General features: G+C 70.4%; 12 protein-coding genes. 6 read left to right on the top strand and 6 right to left on the bottom strand.

Annotation, left to right across the window (positions count from 1 at the left end; genetic code table 11):
• Positions 1-118: 118 nt before the first annotated feature.
• The gene (locus tag ACFYS8_RS19870; protein ID WP_387642814.1) at positions 119-1,258 is read left to right on the top strand and encodes a sensor histidine kinase; all 1,140 of its coding nucleotides are present in this window, start codon (positions 119-121) and stop codon (positions 1,256-1,258) included.
• 83 nt (positions 1,259-1,341) lie between these two features.
• Positions 1,342-1,986, top strand: coding sequence for a response regulator (locus tag ACFYS8_RS19865; protein ID WP_387642813.1), 645 nt, complete (start codon positions 1,342-1,344; stop codon positions 1,984-1,986).
• Positions 1,987-2,054: 68 nt separating this feature from the next.
• Here the strand turns inward: ACFYS8_RS19865 and ACFYS8_RS19860 are convergent, their stop codons facing one another.
• The gene (locus ACFYS8_RS19860) at positions 2,055-3,455 is read right to left on the bottom strand and encodes a uracil-xanthine permease family protein (RefSeq protein WP_387642812.1); all 1,401 of its coding nucleotides are present in this window, start codon (positions 3,453-3,455) and stop codon (positions 2,055-2,057) included.
• 431 nt (positions 3,456-3,886) lie between these two features.
• Here ACFYS8_RS19860 and ACFYS8_RS19855 point away from each other — a divergent pair, with 431 nt between their 5' ends.
• Positions 3,887-6,454 carry a collagenase gene (locus ACFYS8_RS19855; protein WP_387642811.1) on the top strand — a complete coding sequence of 856 codons (2,568 nt, stop codon included), beginning with the start codon at positions 3,887-3,889 and terminating at the stop codon, positions 6,452-6,454.
• A gap of 163 nt (positions 6,455-6,617) precedes the next feature.
• Here ACFYS8_RS19855 and ACFYS8_RS19850 read toward each other — a convergent pair whose 3' ends face one another.
• Positions 6,618-7,070 (bottom strand): hypothetical protein, encoded by a 453-nt coding sequence (locus tag ACFYS8_RS19850; protein ID WP_387642810.1) that lies wholly within the window; start codon positions 7,068-7,070, stop codon positions 6,618-6,620.
• A gap of 918 nt (positions 7,071-7,988) precedes the next feature.
• Entirely contained in the window at positions 7,989-8,789 is an 801-nt protein-coding gene (locus ACFYS8_RS19845; protein WP_387642809.1) for a hypothetical protein, read from the bottom strand.
• A gap of 770 nt (positions 8,790-9,559) precedes the next feature.
• Here ACFYS8_RS19845 and ACFYS8_RS19840 point away from each other — a divergent pair.
• The 3 genes from ACFYS8_RS19840 to ACFYS8_RS19830 all read left to right on the top strand — a co-directional run bounded on the left by ACFYS8_RS19840 (position 9,560) and on the right by ACFYS8_RS19830 (position 11,136).
• The gene (locus ACFYS8_RS19840; RefSeq protein WP_387642808.1) at positions 9,560-9,727 is read left to right on the top strand and encodes a hypothetical protein; all 168 of its coding nucleotides are present in this window, start codon (positions 9,560-9,562) and stop codon (positions 9,725-9,727) included.
• Positions 9,728-9,868: 141 nt separating this feature from the next.
• Positions 9,869-10,156, top strand: coding sequence for a hypothetical protein (locus ACFYS8_RS19835; RefSeq protein ID WP_387642807.1), 288 nt, complete (start codon positions 9,869-9,871; stop codon positions 10,154-10,156).
• 248 nt (positions 10,157-10,404) lie between these two features.
• Positions 10,405-11,136, top strand: a complete 732-nt coding sequence (locus ACFYS8_RS19830; protein WP_387643049.1) for a hypothetical protein — start codon at positions 10,405-10,407, stop codon at positions 11,134-11,136.
• A 294-nt stretch (positions 11,137-11,430) separates the two neighbouring features.
• On the opposite strand, the gene ACFYS8_RS19825 is transcribed toward ACFYS8_RS19830, so the two are convergent.
• The 3 genes from ACFYS8_RS19825 to ACFYS8_RS19815 form a co-directional block, all read right to left on the bottom strand.
• Positions 11,431-13,626 (bottom strand): RICIN domain-containing protein, encoded by a 2,196-nt coding sequence (locus tag ACFYS8_RS19825; protein WP_387642806.1) that lies wholly within the window; start codon positions 13,624-13,626, stop codon positions 11,431-11,433.
• A gap of 107 nt (positions 13,627-13,733) precedes the next feature.
• Positions 13,734-15,158: an RICIN domain-containing protein gene (locus ACFYS8_RS19820; RefSeq protein ID WP_387642805.1), complete on the bottom strand. Its 1,425-nt coding sequence runs from the start codon at positions 15,156-15,158 to the stop codon at positions 13,734-13,736.
• Between the two features lie 314 nt (positions 15,159-15,472).
• On the bottom strand, positions 15,473-16,738 hold the full coding sequence (locus ACFYS8_RS19815) for a ThuA domain-containing protein (RefSeq protein WP_387642804.1): 1,266 nt from the start codon (positions 16,736-16,738) through the stop codon (positions 15,473-15,475).
• Positions 16,739-16,892 lie beyond the last annotated feature (154 nt).

Genomic DNA, 16,892 nt, shown 5'->3' with positions numbered 1-16,892 from the left:
CGACGCTAGGAACGCGAAGCGCTTCGGCGATCCGCCGTCGGGCGGCCGTCGGTACCGACGAAAGTCGGTGGTGGGTACGGCCGTTCGGCGATCCCACCGGCCGGGAAGACTGCCTAGCATGGACGCCGTGACGTGGTGGAAGAGCCCACTGTGGGCGATCGCCGGACGGGCGGCGGTGCTGACCTTCCTGGTGGTGGCGATCAACCAGAACAGCGCCAAACTCGGCTACGAGAGCGAGCGGTTGAAGCTCACCCTGGCCGCGGCGTGCTGCGCCGCGTGTCTGACGGTTCCTCAACTACGTTTGAAAGTAGCGCCGGTGGTGACCGTGGTGTTCACCGCATGGTGGGGCTGGCTGGTCGATCTGCTGCTCGCCGCGGTGATGTTCGACCTGGCGGTGGCCCGGCGGACCAGGCTCGCGCTGCTCTGCGCCGCGCTCGCGCTGGCCGGCAACCTGGCGGGCCCGCGGGCCGCCTCGGTGTGGGTCGGGCAGCGGTGGATGTCCACGCTGACGGTGCTGCTGTTCGGGCTGGTGCTCGGCCTGTGGCAGGGCAACCGGCGCCGCCTGGTGCAGACCCTGGGCGGGCAGGTCGAACAGTTGCGGGTGGAGACCCGGCTGCGGGAGGACGCGGCACGTGCCGCCGAACGGTCCCGGATCGCCGCCGAGATGCACGACGTCCTCGCCCACCGGCTCAGCCTCATCGCTCTGCACACCGGCGTCCTCGCCACCCGCGGGGCCCAGCTGCCCGGCCCGGTCGCCGACCGGCTGGCCATCCTCCGCACCACCTCCGTCGAGGCGCTCACCGACCTGCGCGAGGTGCTCGGCGCGCTCCACGACCCGCAAGCGGTAGCGGCCGACGCGCCCGCCGTCCGCGAGGTCGCCGCGCTGGTCGAGGACGCCCGCGCCGCCGGGCAGCAGGTCGCGCTGACCGTCACCGGCCGGGGCCCGGACGCGCCGACCACGCACCGGCTGGCCGCCTACCGGATCGTCCAGGAGGCGCTCACCAACGCCCGCAAGCACGCCGACGGGGCGCAGGTCGAGGTCCGGGTCGACTACCGGCCGCCCGCCACCCTGGTCGAGGTCACCAACGGCGCGGGCACCGCCGCGTCCACCGCCGTCGACTCCGGCTACGGCCTGGTCGGCCTGCGCGAACGCGTCACCGCGCTCGGCGGCCGGCTCGACGCCGGCCCGGCCGGCACCGGCTCCTGGCGGCTGTCCGCCCGCCTCCCGCACCCCGCGGCGAAGGACGGCTCCGCATGAGCCGCACTCCGGCGGCCCGCCCGGGTGTGGGGGTGCTCGCGTCGGCACATGCTTTCCGTTCCACCGCTCGAAGGGCGGCTTCGATGATTCGCACCCTGGTCGTCGACGACGACGCACTGGTCCGCCTCGGCCTCACCGACCTGCTCGACGGCGACCCCGGCATCGAGGTGGCCGCGCAGGCCGCCGACGGCCTCCAGGCGATCGAACGGGCAAGCGCTTTCCGCATCGACGTCGCCCTGGTCGACATCCGGATGCCCCGGATGGACGGCATCACCGCCACCGCCCGGCTGCGCGCCCTGCCGTCGCCGCCGAAGGTGATCGTGCTGACCACCTTCGACCTCGACCGGTACGTCTACGACGCGCTGGCCGCCGGCGCCGACGGGTTCCTGCTGAAGGACACCGACCCCGCCGAGATCCTGCGCGCCGTCCACCTGGTCGCGGCCGGCTCCGCGATGCTGCACCCCGCCGCCGCGCGCCGCGTCATCGACCGCTACCACGCGAGCGGCCGCACCGCCGCGACCGCCGCCCGGGCCCGCCTGGAGCGGCTCACCCCGCGCGAACGCGACGTGCTGGCGCTGCTCGCCGAGGGCCTCGCCAACGCCGACATCGCCGAGCGCCTCGCGATGCGGGAGAGCACCGTCAAGGCGCACGTCAGCCGGATCCTCACCGCGCTCGCCGTCACCAACCGCGTCCAGGCGGCGCTGCTGGCCCGGGACGCGGCCGGCTGACGGAACGGCGAACCCCGCCGACCGCAGGGGTGCGTTCGACGGGGTTGGCGGCACAGGCAGTCGGACGTTCAGCTGTCCGAACGGTTGTTGTCGTCGTAGGTGCTGGTGCCCTCGTCGAGCAGTGGGCCGTTGGCCGGGCTCGGGTGCTTGAGGTGCGCCGGGGCCATGGCCCGCAGGGTGTGGTAGCCGGTCAGGACGATCAGGGTGCCCAGGGCGATGCCGCCGAGCTCGAAGTTGTCGGTGATCTTCAGGTTGACGTTGCCGATGCCGACGATCACGCCCGCCGCGATCGGGACCAGGTTCAGCGGGTTGGTCAGGTCCACCTTGTTGTGGATCCAGATCTGCGCGCCGAGCAGGCCGATCATGCCGTACAGCACCACCGTGATACCGCCGAGCACGCCGCCCGGGATGGCCGCGATCACCGCGCCGAACTTCGGGCACAGGCCGAACAGGATCGCGAAACCGGCCGCGCACCAGTACGCCGCCGTCGAGTACACCCGGGTCGCCGCCATCACGCCGATGTTCTCCGCGTACGTGGTGGTCGCCGGGCCGCCGACCGCCGTGGACATCATGGTGGCCGCGCCGTCCGCCATGATCGCGGTGCCCATCTTGTCGTCCAGCCGGTCACCCGTCATCTCGGCGACCGCCTTCACGTGGCCGGCGTTCTCGGCGATCAGCGCGACCACCACGGGCAGCGCCACCAGGATCGCGGACAGCGAGAAGCTGGGGGCGTGCAGCGAGGGCAGGCCGATCCAGTCGGCCTTGCCGACGCCCGAGAAGTCCAGCCGCCAGTGATCGGCGGCCGGGCCGCCGCCCACCGAGGAGTGGATCTGGCCGAAGATCCGGTCGAACAGCCAGGACACCACGTAGCCGAACACCAGACCCAGGAAGATCGCGATCCGCGACCAGAACCCGCGCAGCACCACCAGGGCCAGCCCCGTGAAGAACATCGTCAGCAGCGCCACCCACTGGTCCTGCGGCCAGTACACGCCCGCCGCGACCGGCGCCAGGTTGAAACCGATCAGCATGACCACCGCACCGGTCACGATCGGCGGCAGCACCGCGTGGATCACCTTCGCGCCGAAGCCCTGCACCACCGCACCGCACGCCGCCAGCACCGCACCGACCACCAGCAGCGAACCGGTCAGCGTCGCCGCGTCCCCGCCCTGCGCCTTGATCACGGCCGCCACACCCACGAACGACAGACTGGAACCCAGGTACGACGGGATCCGGCCGCTCGTCACCAGCAGGAAGAAGATCGTCGCGACACCGGAGACCATCACCGCCAGGTTCGGGTCCAGGCCCATGAGAACTGGGGCGACGAAAGTGGCACCGAACATGGCCACCACGTGCTGCGCGCCGAGCCCGATGGTGCGCCCCCACGACAGCCGCTCGTCCGGCTTCACCACCGCCCCGGGCTGCGGGGCGCGGCCGTCCCCGTGCAGCTTCCACCCGAACGCGACCTTCATGTCCTTGCCTCGTCTCTGCTGTACCGTGCGAAACCCTGGTGGGCGACCATGCAACCGGTCGCGACATGATCTCCTATCGCTCCCACCGCCCTGACCTCGGGGGATCACCCGACCGGCGGTATCGCAGAACCCACCGTCCCCGGTTACCCACCGTCGCTGAAAGCGGCAGTGAAGAGTGGGGGTCGGCATCGACGACGAATACGACCGGGACGGTCAGGTCGACCAACTCTCGGCTTCGGGCCGGGCCGTTCGGATCCCCTGGTGTGCCAGGGCCGCCGTTCTCGGCAGAGGTGAACCGAGACAGGTGACATGTCACACCCTATTGATAGCTCCGCCGGTCTTGTGAGACGGTGCGTCACGCGCTTCGGATGCCTCCCACGTCCCGATGTCCGGGGCGCTCCGTTCGTGCTTCCCCCACAAAGGAATAGACGATGCGTCAGCTCTCACGCATGTCCAGGCTGCTGGCCGCGGCTGCCGCGGCAGGCACCGTCCTGCTCGGCATATCCGTCGGACCGAGCCAGGCCGCCTCCATGCCGGTCACCCCCGCACCGGTCGCTGCCGGCCCGCAGCAGCCTTCCGGCAGCTCGTCGGAGGTTCCCGGCAGTCCGTTCGCCGATCCCGAGAGCCCGGGCGCGCCGCAGTCCCGCCGGCTCACGGCCGCGCAGCTGCCGCTGGTCAACCCGCTGTCCGTCACGGCGCCGGTGGAGACCGGCCCGGACAAGGGCCTGGCCAAGGCCGCACCGCGCGCGCTCGCGGAGGGGTCGGCCACCGCCCAGTCGTGCACCCCGGCCGACTTCGCCAGTAGGACCGGGGCCGCTCTGGTGTCCTACGTCAAGGCCTCGACCCCCCAGTGCATCGGCTCGCTGTTCTACACCGCGGGAAGCCCGTACGCCTCGGCGCTGTTCCGCCAGAGCCAGATGGCGACGATGGCCGACGCCTTCCAGAGCGCCGCCGCCTCCTACCCCGGCGACAACTCCGCCGCCACCTGGCAGGTCGTCCTGTACCTGCGCGCGGGCTACTACGTGCAGGACAGGGACCTCGCGCACGTCGGCCCCTACGACGCGACGCTGACCGCCGCCGTGACGCGCGGCATCGACGCCTTCCTGGCCGGCCCGCACGCCGCGGACGTCACCGACGCGAACGGCCAGGTCGCCAACGACGTCATCATCCTCACCGACAGCGCCGGGCAGCAGGGCCGCTACCTGAACACCTACCGGCAGGTGCTGAACGGCTACACCAGCGCGTACGACAGCTCGAAGAACCTGCTCACGTACGTCAACAGCGCCCTCGCCGCGCTGGACCGGGGGCACGAGAACAAGTCCTTCGTCGACGCGGTGACCGCGGACCCGGGCATCATCGACACCCTCGACGCGTTCACCCGCACCCACCACGACCTGCTCGGCACCTACCCCGGCTTCCTGGTCTCCAACGCCGGCATCGAGCTGACCCGGTTCGTCAAGTACCCGGCGTTCCAGGCCAGGATCCGCCCGCTGGCCAAGGCCCTGCTCGACAGCTCGTCGATGACCGGTCCCACCGCCCCGCTGTGGGTCGGCACGGCCAACATGGCCGCCTTCTTCGACAAGGACCAGTGCTCCTACTACGGCGTCTGCGACCTGAAGCAGCAGCTGACCAAGGCCGTGCTGCCGATCAGGCAGACCTGCAACGCCACCCTCACCGTCCTGGCCCAGGACCTCACCGCGGCCGAACTCGCCGCCGTCTGCGCCGATCTCAAGGGCGAGGACGCGTACTTCCACAACCTCGTCCGCGACAACGGCCCCATCCCCGGCCAGTACGAGTCGTCCGTGCAGCTCGTGGTCTTCGCGAGCCAGGCCGACTACCAGACCTACGCCGGTGCGATGTACGAGGCGAACACCAACAACGGCGGGGTCACCCTCACCGGGATCCCGACCGACCCTGCCAACCAGCCGGTCTCCCTCATGTACCGGCATCCGAACGAGAACGGCTTCACCGCCCGGATCTGGAACCTCAACCACGAGTACGCCCACGTCCTGGACGCCCGCTACGACATGAAGGGCGACTTCTACCAGCAGACCAGCGTGCCCGACCTGTGGTGGATCGAGGGCGTCGCCGAGTACGTCTCCTACACCTACCGCGGCGTCACCGACCTCAACGCGGTCTCCTGGGCCCCCAAGCACACCTACGCGCTCAGCACCCTGCTCCAGAGCACGTACCTGAACAGCGACGTCGTCCGCACCTACCACTGGGGCTACCTGGCCGCCCGCTACATGATCGAGCGCTACCCGGGCGTCGTCCAGACCATGCTCGGCTACTTCCGCACCGGCGACTACGCCCGCGCCTACGCGTACTACAACGGCATCGGCACCGCCTACGACGCCGACTTCACCAGGTGGGTCGACACCTGCGCCGCCGACACCTGCCTTACCGCGGGCACCCCGAAGGCGGCCTTCGACGTCGCGGTGCGGGACCTGAACGTCCAGCTGACCGACCGTTCCACCGAGACCGCCGGCAAGGGCAGCATCACCGGCTGGGCCTGGAACTTCGGCGACGGCACCACCGGTACCGCGGCCTCCCCGTCGAAGTCCTACCGCGCTGCCGGTACCTACACCGTCACCCTCACCGTCACCGACAGCAACGGCAGGACGGCCACCACGACCCGGACCGTCACCGTCACCGCGCCGGCCGCACCGGCGGCCTGCACCGACCCCGACGCCCGGAAGATGGACTACAACTGCTTCCGCAGCGGCCGCTCCGCCGACGCCGGAAGCTCGGACCTGATGTACATCTACATGCCGGCCGGCACCACCACGCTGACCGTCTCCACCACCGGCGGCACCGGGACCGCCTACCTCTACTACAGTCCGGACCGCTGGGCCTCGAACACGGACTACGCCGCCTCTTCCACGAACAGCGGCACCACCCAGACCGTGACCGTCACCAACACCGCGGCCGGCTACCGCTATATCACCCTCTACGGCAAGACCGCGTTCAGCGGCGTCACCGTCACCACCCGGTACTGACCGGCGCGTGAGCCCGGATGCCCTGGCTCACGCATCCCCGGGGATGTGTGAGCCGGGGCATCCATGTGGGCCTCTGCGGCGGACGAGGTCCATGCGGGCCGCCACGGCGGCCGAGCCCGGGATGCCGACAACTCCCGGGCTCAGCTCGCACATTGATGAAGCGTCAGCAAGTCACCGGAACTTCCACCACCGGCCGAGTGCCGTATGGGCCGCTTCCCTGCACCGAGAAGGTCGCACGCACTGTCGAACCGCACGGGGCGGTGGCGGTGAAGCCGTTCACCTGCACCGTGGTGGAGTGGAACGGCGTGCTCCCGCTCACGGAGCCGAGCGAGTTGCCGCCGACCACCTCGGCCGACAGGTTGGTGTACAGGGTCTGCCACGACACCGGCCCGTCGGGCGGGCCGGCAAGGCCGATCTTCCCGTAGATCACGACGCTGCTGCCGGTGACGTCTGCGCAGGCGTACGTCGCCAACCCGGCCTGGAGAGCGTACTTGCAAGTCGTGACCGTGGCGGCGGCGGTGTCGGCGCCGCTCGCGGCGGCGAAGGCCGGCACGGGCGCCGTGAGCAGGGCGGCGGCACCGGCGGCGCCCACCGCGATGCGGGTGATGCGGTTCATGGTCTTCTCCTTCAGACGATGCGAGAAACCGTTCGGAGGCAGGCACCGTTAGCCATGTGACATTTCACGTGTGCCATGACCCCAACTCTGCCATGCGATTCCAAGGCTCCGGGCCATTCCTGCCTTCGAAGTGCCAGCCCGTCTGAAAGTGCATCCTGGGTGACGCAAATCCGCCCGGCTGGGCCAATGCGGCCACCACCTCGGGCGAACCCGCGTCGAACGCCGGGTGAACCACGGCGTCGAAGAACTCCTGACGAACGTGAGGGTGGCCCAGACCGCAGCCTGACAGGGCCGCTTCGGGCGGAAGCCTCCGAAGGCCAGCAGCTGGAGTGACCGCCAGCCCAGCTGGAGTGACCGCCAGCCCATCCACGCGCGGAACTGGCCCTCGCTGCTGGGGTCTTCGGCCCACTTGAGGAGTCGATCGACCTGCCCGGGCATCACGACCTTCCACCGCAGCCAATTCGCTTCGGCAAGAGTGCCGTTGGCCCATATCGCGTTGATCGTGGCGGTCACGGGCTCCCGGAACTCCGTCAACTCCTGTCCGGTCAGGGACCAGCCGTTGGCCGGGCCGTCGAACGGGACGGCCGGTTTGCCGGACCACAGCAGTTCCCCGGTGTTGACGAGGCGCTCGATCACCCATCGGTGCCGGCCGAGACGCTGGACGGATTCGGTGCCTTGGCGGGTGACGCGGGCCGGATCCGGCGTCGGCGCAGGTAGGAGCGGGATGAACCGGTGGTCGTCTTGTCGCCGTGCAGCCTGCCGGGCCTGCGGCGTCCGGGGCCGCGCCGCAAGCGGATCAGCGGGACGGCGCCGACTTCGCCCGCTGTAGCCGTGACCGGGCGGCACCGGGGCGCGGGTCGTGTGGCGGCCCGGGCGTCGGCGCGCCGGTATCCGGTCGGCGTGCCCGGACGTCCTCGGTCAGCCGATGAGGAGCGAGTAGTCGATGGTGCTGCGGCCGGTGAAGCTGCCGCCCCCGCCGATCGTGGGAATCACAGCCTGGCTCGCAAGGGGGGTGCCGGCCGTGAAGCCGTTTCCGGTGCAGCTGGTGATGTTGATGTTGAAGGTCTGGTTGGCGCCGTTGCAGGTGAGGACGGTGACCACGCCTTCTCCGGCGGCGGCGAGGTTGCCGGCTTGGACCTGGTCGAGGTTGATGATCGCCGAGGTCGGGGTGGGTGTGCCGGTGGCGCAGTTGTAGTAGCCGGTGCGGGTGACGGTGCCGTTGCCCGGGAAGGTCGCGGACGGGTCGAGGTGCACGTAGATGCCGCCGGTGACGGTGTCGGCGGTGTCGACGGCCGTCACGGGGCCGTCGGTCAGGCCGGCGACCACGGTGATCTCCTGGGTGCCGCTCATGCCGACCTGAGTGGCGGTCACGGTCTGCGTCTTGTTCACGTTCGCGATGCCGCACGGGACGGCGACCTCCGCGGACGCGTCGTTGCCGTGCTGGTCGAACTCGACGCGCAGCGCGGCGTTTCCGCCCGGGGCGGCGGTGTCGGTGCAGGTGTAGAGGATGGTGGCGGACACGGTGCCGACGCCGACGGTGACACTGCTCGGCATGACGCTGACCGACAGCCCGCCGGTGACGATGGCGGACCTCGGGCTGGCCGAGGCGGACGGTGCCCGGTCCGTCACGTACACCCCGAACCCGACCAGCAGGAGTGCGACGGCGGTCAGGGCGACGAGGAGCCTTTTCGGGGCGGGGTGCGGACGGCTTCTGAACATCGTCGAATCACCTTTCGGCGAGTGGAAGGGGGGTTGTGCCTTCAAAACACACCCGGCCGGTGCCGCCCGCAACCTGTGCTGGTACGTCGGGAGGAGGCCGTGGGGCGAGAAATGTCCGGCCTCAAATGGGCCGTGGGAGGGACCAGTTGGGTCGGTGCAGTCATGCATCGGCGGCATCCGAGCCGGCCTGTGCGGAGCCCGCCCGAACCAAGGACGACATTCGGCGATCCAGCCTCAAGGAGCCGAGCCGCAGCCGTGATTGGACCGGTCGGCGCGCCCCGGGGTCGCCCGGGCGCGGCTCCAGCGGGCGAAGCACCGGCAGGCGGTCTGCCACCACGACCCGAGGCGGGTGCCGGCACCAGATGCTTCCCGACCTGGCGACGAACACGATCGCCGCGAGTACGTCTCAGCGGCGGAGTGGGACGACAACGGCGCGGAGACGGACATGGAAGGCGGCGGTACCAGACGCTTCCTGTCGCTCGGTTGGATTCGATACCCACGAGCTGTGCGGGAGACCCCACTTCCATGCACAGTCGACCAGACCTTCCATGAAATGGGAGTTGAAGGTGCTGGATGGCGGCCGGGCGGCGCCGTACCCCCCTCGGGGCTCGGGGCTCGGCTCGTAGAATCGGGCGCCTCGCTTCCTCGCGCCCACCCGAGACGCCGACCGGCCGACCCCTGGGTCGGCGGCCGGGCGGCCGGGCTGGGAGAACGCCTGAAGCTTCCAATGGGCCGTCGAAACGGCCGCCCCCGACTTCGCCCACCAGACGATGCCCGCCATCTACGAGCAAGGAGCCGCCACCGCGGCCGCCACCCTCGGCACGGCCTTCACCTGGACCAGCAGCCACCAGCACGCCCTGCAAGCCCTCACCACCGACACCTACACGGACATGCTCCGCCACTCCCAGCAGACCGTCCGCCGCTCCGGCCAGTTCTAACGGGCCGCCCGTGCCGCCGCACGCCAGCAGATCCCCACCGCCCTGACCGGCTGCACCGCACTTCAGGCCGCCAAGGCACTCGCTGATCAACTCGCCGCCGCGCATTCACTCGACCGGGTCGTCCACCGGGGCGGCGCACGAATGCCCGTCCGCGCGTGGGCCGAAGCCGCGACCCTCGCCCGAACCGCCGTCGCCTACAACGCCGGCACCCCTGCCGTCGCCCGCGAACACGGCGTCCGGTTCGTTGAGGTCTTCGACGGCTACGACTGTGGCTGGACCAGCCACCCCGACCTCGACAAGGCCACCAGTACCCTGCGCACCGTCGAAGAAGCCACTCAGTGGCCCATCGCCCACCCACGGTGTACCAGGGCGTTCGGCCTGCGCCCGGACGCTCGGTGCGTGGAATCGGGAGCATGGCCTGCTGGGTGATCACGCAGCGGAGTTGACGGCGCTCGGGCACTCGCGTTCGACCGGGTGAATGAGGGAGGCATCCGGGCGGTCACCACTCTCGGCGGATGGGCGGCGGGGAACGTCTGTTCTACAACCGGACCGCGAGGAGGTCGCAAATGATCGGAATCCGGCGTTTTCGAAACATCGCACTGACGACCAGTGTGCTTCTTGCCGCACTGCTCCCCGTCTCGCTCCCGTCCGCCCGTGCGGACGGGAGCGGGGCATCGGTGACCCGCTCCGTGGGACAGGAACCGGGCCATCCGATCATCCTCTATCCCGGCAGGGAAGGGACGGCGGCGGCGTACTGCCCGCAGGGGACGAAGCCCAGCGGGGGAGGCGCGGCGGTCGAGTCCGACCCGCTGGCCCCGGTCTACTTCCAGGAGTCGGCTCCCGACCCGGAGCGGAACAGGTGGGTGGTGCACGCCTACAACGCCAGCGACGAGGTGCAGACGGTGCACCCCCGGGTGATCTGCACGACGGACAGCAGCATCAACTTCAGTGTCGGGCCGGACAGTTCCATCGACCCCGGGGACTTCAACTCGGCCAACGGGGCGGGCTGCAGCAATACCCAGTTCGTGGTGGGCGGCGGAGTGCAGGCCGGACCCAAGACGTTCGTCATGTGGTCGGACTGGTCCTCCGTCAGGTCATGGACGGCGGGCGCGAAGTACACGGACTTCTCCCCGGACGCCCCGCTGTCGTACGTCCGGGCGTTCGCCGTCTGCTCCGACACGCAGCCCACCCTCAGGGTGAGCGTCGTCAGCGTGGCGGCCGGAGCCGTGGGGACGGCCCATGCGGAGTGCCCCGCCGGGCAGGTGCCGACGGGCGGGGGCGCAGACATCGGTCTCGATGCCCTGTTGAACGGGTCGGGCCCGACCGCGACGGGCTGGACCGCCCAGGGCACGAACCACTCGGAGGGGCCCCGCAACCTGGAGGCCTCGGTGTTCTGCACGACACCCTGACCGGCAGGCACAACCGGCCGACCTGAGGAGGCCTCCGGCCACGACATGCTGCGCGCCGAGCCCGATCGTGCGCCCCCACGACAGCCGTTCGTTCGGCTTCACCACCGCCCCGGGCTGCGGGGCGCGGCCGTCCCCGTGCAGCTTCCACCCGAACGCGACCTTCATGTCCTGCCTCGTCTCTGTGCTCTACCGTGCGAAGCCCTGGAAAAGTGGGGGTCGGCATCGACGACGGGTCTGCGGCAGTGCACCGGTCGGCCCCCCGGCAAGGGGAGGGGGCGACCGGTGCGCTGTGGTCTACGGGTAGGCGACCAGGTTGGCCACGTTGGTGGCCGAGTTGGAGGGGCCGCCGGTGGAGTTGATGACGTGGGCGATGGTGCCGGTGCCGCCGAGCGAGACGGTCACCATGTCGTGGAAGCGGACCGTGGAGCGGTAGGGCACCTCGAAGGAGTGCTCCTCGACCACGGCGGGGTTGACGTTGAAGTAGGCGTAGGAGCCCAGGCCCCAGGCTTCATGGTTGGTCACGGAGTCGGCGACCTTGTAGGCGGGGAAGCCGCGGGTGGCGCCGTTCATCCAGGCGGCCTGGTTCGGCGGATCGTAGGGAAGCTCGTTCTGGAAGAAGTAGGTGCGGCCGTTGTTGCCGTTCCAGATCACCTGGGTCTGCTGGTAGTGCTCGACGAACAGGCCGTACAGGGTGACGTTGTTGCCGTTGACGATCAGCCCGTTGGCGGCGGTGTTGCTGGTCCAGCCGACGCCGCTGCCGTGGTCGGCGCGCCACAGCCACATGTGGTCGCCGATGACGTTGTTGGAGTTGACGACCAGCGACTGGGTGGCCTTGCCGACGCCCGCGCCGCCGATGCGGAAGAACACGTCGTGCAAGGAGGTGGGGTTGGCGCTGTGGTCGACGGCGCTCGCGGTGCCGGCGCCGATCTGCATGAGCGTCTGCGAGTTGACGGTGCCGGCGTCGATGAGCAGGCCCGCGACCTTGACGCCGTCGACGTCGGCGACGTTGACGGCGGTGATGCCGTTGTCGGGGACGAGGGTGGCCAGGCCCAGGCCGAGGACGACGGTGTCGGGCCGGGTGATGTTCAAGGCCTGGTTGAGGTGGTAGACCCCGGGGGTGACCAGCAGGTTCTTGCCCTGGGCGAGGGCGGTGTTCATGTCGGCGGCGCCGGCGCCGGGCTTGACGATGTAGAACTGGTCGATCGGCAGGGACGTGCCCTGCTGGGCGCCGGCCCAGGTGATCCCGGTGGTGTTGTTGCGCAGCGCGGGGACGAAGACCTTGTAGGCGCCGGCGGCGTCGACATACAGGAAGGGCTTCTCGCGCACGACGGGGGTCTGGCCGACGGTGGTGTAGGGCGGGTTGGGGAAGGTGTTGGCGGGGGCGTTGACGTCGCCGACGAACACCATGTTCCAGTTGGCTCCGGCCCAGCTGCCCCACTGGGAGTTGCGGGAGAGCCACTGCTGCTGGGAGCCGGAGTTGATCTGGCCGTCGATCTTCGAGTCGGAGATGAAACCGCCGGAGGACCAGCCGCCGTCGTCGAGCTGCAGGTTGCCGCGCACGTGCATGCGCCGGTACGGGGCGGCCTGCGAGACCGCCCAGCGGTCGGCGCCGCCGGTCGGGTTGACCGAGAGGTTCTCGGCGGAGCGCCAGAAGTTCTGGGTGGCGTTGCCCTGGAACCAGTCGGCCTCGGCGTGCACCGCGCCGTTGATGGTGACGTCGTCGGGGGACAGGCCGAGGCCCGCGACCTGGGTGTAGAAGCCGACGTTGGCGTTGACGTTGTAGCTGCCGGGCTTGAAGAGCAGGGCCTGACGCTGGGTGCCGAACTGGTTGCTCTCCTGCTGGGAGAAGACCTGGTTGAGCTTGGCTTGGATGGTGGCCTGGGGGGTGCTGGGGTCGAAGACGGCGACGTTGGGGCCGAAGTCGGGGGTGCCGGGCGGGTTGGGGGTGGTGGAGGTGGCGCCGAAGGTGAAGGACTGGGCGGCGGTGCCGTTGCAGGTGTACTGCTGCAGCTGGACGGCGTCGGCGGTGGAGGCGGAGGGGATGTCCAGGCACTTGCCGCTGTTGCGGTTGACGAAGTGGTAGGCACCGGATGCCTCGGGGACGGCCTGCCACTGCTGGTTGAGGCCGCCTCCGTAGGCCCAGAGCTGGATCCTGGCTCCGTCGGCGGTGGAGACGTCGGTGACGTCGAGGGCCTGGGCGGTGTTGGCGGAGGCGTTGATGCGGACGTAGCCGTTGCCGAGGTCCTGGGCCAGCCACTGCTGGGCGCCGGTGCCGTTGCAGGCGTACTGCTGGACGGCGGTGCCATTGGCGGTGGCGGCGTTGGCGGCATCGACGCACTTGCCGGAGTTCTGCGCGACGAGGGTGCTCGCAGTGGTGGGGACGGCGGCGAGGGCGGCGGGGGCGGGGGCCAGCAGGACCGCGGTGGAGGCCAGCAGGCCGGCGGTCGCACTCAGGGGAAGAACCCGTCGGCGCGGCGGAGTGGGTTTCAAGTGCTGTGCTCCTGTTCAGGGGTGATGGAGCGTCAGGACGTGCGGTGCCGAAACAGGGGGTGGGGCGCGCCCGGCAGGTGCGTGCCGGGCGTCCGGTCGGCGGGCTGTCAGGCGGGCAGGGTCCACTGCTGGTTGGCACCGGCGAAGCAGTCCCAGATCTGCAGCCGGGTGCCGTTCGCGGAGGACGGGCCGGTGGCGTCCAGGCAGCGGCCGGAGGCCGGGTTCACCAGGGTCTTGTTCGACTGCGCCTGCCACTGCTGGGCGCCGGTGCCGTTGCAGTCGTACAGCTGGGCCTGGGTGCCGTTGGCGGTGCCGCCCGAGGTCAGGTCCAGGCACTTGCCGAGCGCGCGGATCGTACCGTCGGTGCCGACCGTCCAGGACTGCGCGGCGGTGCCGTTGCAGTCGTAGAGCTGGATCGCGGTGCCGTTGGCCGAGTTGGCGGCCGCGACGTCCACGCACTTGCCGCCGTAGCCGGTGATCTGGCCGGTCCGGCCGCTCGGCGGCGGGGTGGTGGTGCCGCCGGTGATCTGGTTGAAGGTCTGGGCGAACTGCCAGGGGTACTGCGAGGTGCCGCTGCAACTGTCGGACAGGGTGCCGTTGCTGGCGCAGGCCTTGTCGCGGCCGAGGGCCCAGAACGCCAGCATCTGGATGCCGTTGGCTGCGGCGAAGGACTCCAGGGCCTGCGCGTTGGCGGTGGAGAACACCTCGACGGTGGAGTCGTTGACCCCGATCATCGGGGTGTTGCCCTCCATCGCCCACAGCTGCGCGGAGGTCTTGGTGTTCCAGATCTGCCCGAGCTGGGTGTGCAGGGCATTGGCGGCGTTGATCGCGGCCTGGCCCATGTCCATCGCCGGGCCGTAGTCCATCGTCATGATGTTGACGGCGTTGACCGTCAGACCGCGGCTCTTGGCGTTGTTGAGCAGGCTGAGGGAGTTGGACTCCAGACCGGTGGGGTTGACCGGGAGGGTGTAGTTGACGTCGAGGCGCTTGCCGGCCGCGGCCTGCGCCTGCTGAAGCTGGGCGAGCGCCTGGTTGCGGCGGTCGTTCGCGGCGGTGTCGTTGAGGGCGGCACCCTCGATGTCCAGGTCGATCCGGGTCAGGTTGAGCGCATCCACCACCCGCTTGTACTGCGCCTGCAGCGCGGAGACGCTGGTACAGGCCTGGCCCAGCTCGGTGCCGCCGGCGCCGCCGAAGGAGGCGATCACGTCGCCGCCGGCCGCCCGGTGCGCGTTGACCGCGTTGGTCCAGGACACGTCCGTGATCGAGACGTTGCCGTTGAAGGTGGCGTTGCAGCTGCCGTCGCTGATCACGAAGGCGAGGGTGACGTACTTCAGTCCGGCGTTGCGGACGTCGGTCAGCACCGACGTCGGATTCCACGTCTCCAGGTACGGGGCGGCGAAGTGGGCCGGGAAGCCGGGCCCGGGGTTGGCCGCGGCGGAGGCCGGGCCGGCGCCGGCCACCAGCATGGCCGCGACGGTGGCGGGCAGCGCGACGGCTGCCGCCAGAGTGCGGCGGACAACGGAGCGGATCAAGGCAACTCCTTACAGAGAGGCAGGTCTGTGACATGAGCGGGGTCTGGGCTGAGGAGGTCTGGGCTGAGGAGGTCTGGTGCCGTCCACGGACCGGACAGGGGGCTCTTCCGACCGGGAGCCCGTGCGACAGGGCGCAGGGGCACGGATCAGGAGGCGTAGACCTGGAGTTGGGACACCTGGCCCGCCGGCCGGCCGGTGTTGGCGGTGAACACCAGGCGCACCCGGCCCGCGCGGTGGTGTGCTACGCGCCGGTGCGGGCTGTGCGGCAGCGCCGCCGGGCGTACGGTGACCCGCCCGGCGGTGTGCCCGGCGGGTCAGGGCTGTGCGGTGAGGCGGAAGCTCTGGGCGGCGGAGTTGTCGCAGGTGCGCTGGACGAGTTGGACGGAGTTGGTGGCCGCGGTGGTGGCGGCGGTGAGGCACTTGCCGCTGTGGCGGGCGACGAAGTGCTGGGCGCCGTTGGCCTCGGTGACGGGCCGCCACTGCTGGTTGGCGCCGCCGCCGTAGGTCCACAGCTGCAGGGGCGCGTTGTCGGCGGTGGAGACGCCGGTGACGTCGATGACCTGGTCGGGGTTGTTGCGGGCCGCGAGGCGGACGTAGCCGCTGTCGGTGGCGGTGGTGCGGAAGTGCTGGGCGGTGGTGCCGTTGCAGGTGTACTGCTGGATCGCGGTGCCGTTGGCGGTGGCGGCGGCGCGGGCGTCCACGCACAGGCCGTTGGCCTGCGAGGTGAGGGTGTACCAGGGGTCGGTCGTGGCCGGAGCCTTGCCCAGCCACTTCAGCGAGTCGATCAGCATCCGGTTCTGGGTGGCGGAGGCGAAGGTGGAGGAGGTACGGGTGTTGGTGCTGTAGTTCATGGCGTTGTGGCCGAAGTTGGCGTACAGCATGCGGTACTGCGTGTTGGTCCAGATGATCGGGTAGTCGCCGCTGTACCAGGCCTGGTTGGGGTCGCTGCCGAGCGGGAAGCTGGACGGGTCGACCGAGGCCAGGACCTTGATGTTCGGATTGGCCCGCAGGTTGTTCGACCAGGCGTACCACTCGCTGACGGCCGAGGTCCAGGTCGCCGGCAGCGACGCCGCGGCGGGGTGGGTGCCGTTCTCGGTGCGCAGGACGGCGGTGGTGGGGCCCCAGGTGTTGGAGCGGAAGTTCCCGCTGCCCAGGAACTGGTTGTAGTACCAGTCCCAGCTCGAGGCGTCGGTGGTAAACGCTGAGACGTGGAAGCCGAGCCAGGCGCCACCGCCGCGCATGTACCGCTCGAAGCCGGCCCGCTGGGCGGCGCTCTGCGGGGCGTCGTCGAGGAACAGGACGACGTCGTAGGCGTCGACGCCGCCGTTGGCCAGCAGGTCCCAGTTCGTGGTCGCGGTGTAGGTGAAGTTGTTGGCAGCCGCGGCCTGGGGGAACCAGGCGTTGGCTTCCTTGTCGAAGTCGATGTGGGCGGCGTCCCAGGTGCCGCTGTAGAACGCGATCACCTTGAAGTCCGGTGCGGCGGCGCTCGCGTGAGCGGCGGGGGAGAGGGCGCCGAGCAGGAGGGCGATCAGGGCGAGGACGGCTCGGGGGAGCCGCCGGGGGGTGGGTCGGCGGGGCATGGTGTCGCTCCTTCGGTGGGGGTGAGCCGCGGGAAGGGGACGTTCATGGCGTGGTGCCTGGGGGATGCGCCGGCGGTGGGGCCGCCTGTCGTGTGGGCGTGCGAAGCCATGGGGCGGGAGGGGCCGCCGGGGCCTGTCGGCGGGTTGGACGGGT

Source organism: Kitasatospora sp. NPDC004615 (genome assembly GCF_042873545.1).
In the GTDB taxonomy this organism is placed as follows: domain Bacteria; phylum Actinomycetota; class Actinomycetes; order Streptomycetales; family Streptomycetaceae; genus Kitasatospora.
Note: the sequence above shows the minus strand (reverse complement) of the source record. Positions and strands in the feature narration are given on the sequence as shown.

Excerpts from the sequence above, each read along its gene's own strand:
- ACFYS8_RS19835 (WP_387642807.1), top strand. The coding sequence starts at position 9,869 with ATGCCCGTCCGCGCGTGGGCCGAAGCCGCGACCCTCGCCCGAACCGCC.
- ACFYS8_RS19840 (WP_387642808.1), top strand. The coding sequence starts at position 9,560 with ATGCCCGCCATCTACGAGCAAGGAGCCGCCACCGCGGCCGCCACCCTC.
- ACFYS8_RS19850 (WP_387642810.1), bottom strand. The coding sequence starts at position 7,070 with ATGAACCGCATCACCCGCATCGCGGTGGGCGCCGCCGGTGCCGCCGCC.
- ACFYS8_RS19815 (WP_387642804.1), bottom strand. The coding sequence starts at position 16,738 with ATGCCCCGCCGACCCACCCCCCGGCGGCTCCCCCGAGCCGTCCTCGCC.
- ACFYS8_RS19860 (WP_387642812.1), bottom strand. The coding sequence starts at position 3,455 with ATGAAGGTCGCGTTCGGGTGGAAGCTGCACGGGGACGGCCGCGCCCCG.
- ACFYS8_RS19865 (WP_387642813.1), top strand. The coding sequence starts at position 1,342 with ATGATTCGCACCCTGGTCGTCGACGACGACGCACTGGTCCGCCTCGGC.
- ACFYS8_RS19870 (WP_387642814.1), top strand. The coding sequence starts at position 119 with ATGGACGCCGTGACGTGGTGGAAGAGCCCACTGTGGGCGATCGCCGGA.
- ACFYS8_RS19855 (WP_387642811.1), top strand. The coding sequence starts at position 3,887 with ATGCGTCAGCTCTCACGCATGTCCAGGCTGCTGGCCGCGGCTGCCGCG.
- ACFYS8_RS19845 (WP_387642809.1), bottom strand. The coding sequence starts at position 8,789 with ATGTTCAGAAGCCGTCCGCACCCCGCCCCGAAAAGGCTCCTCGTCGCC.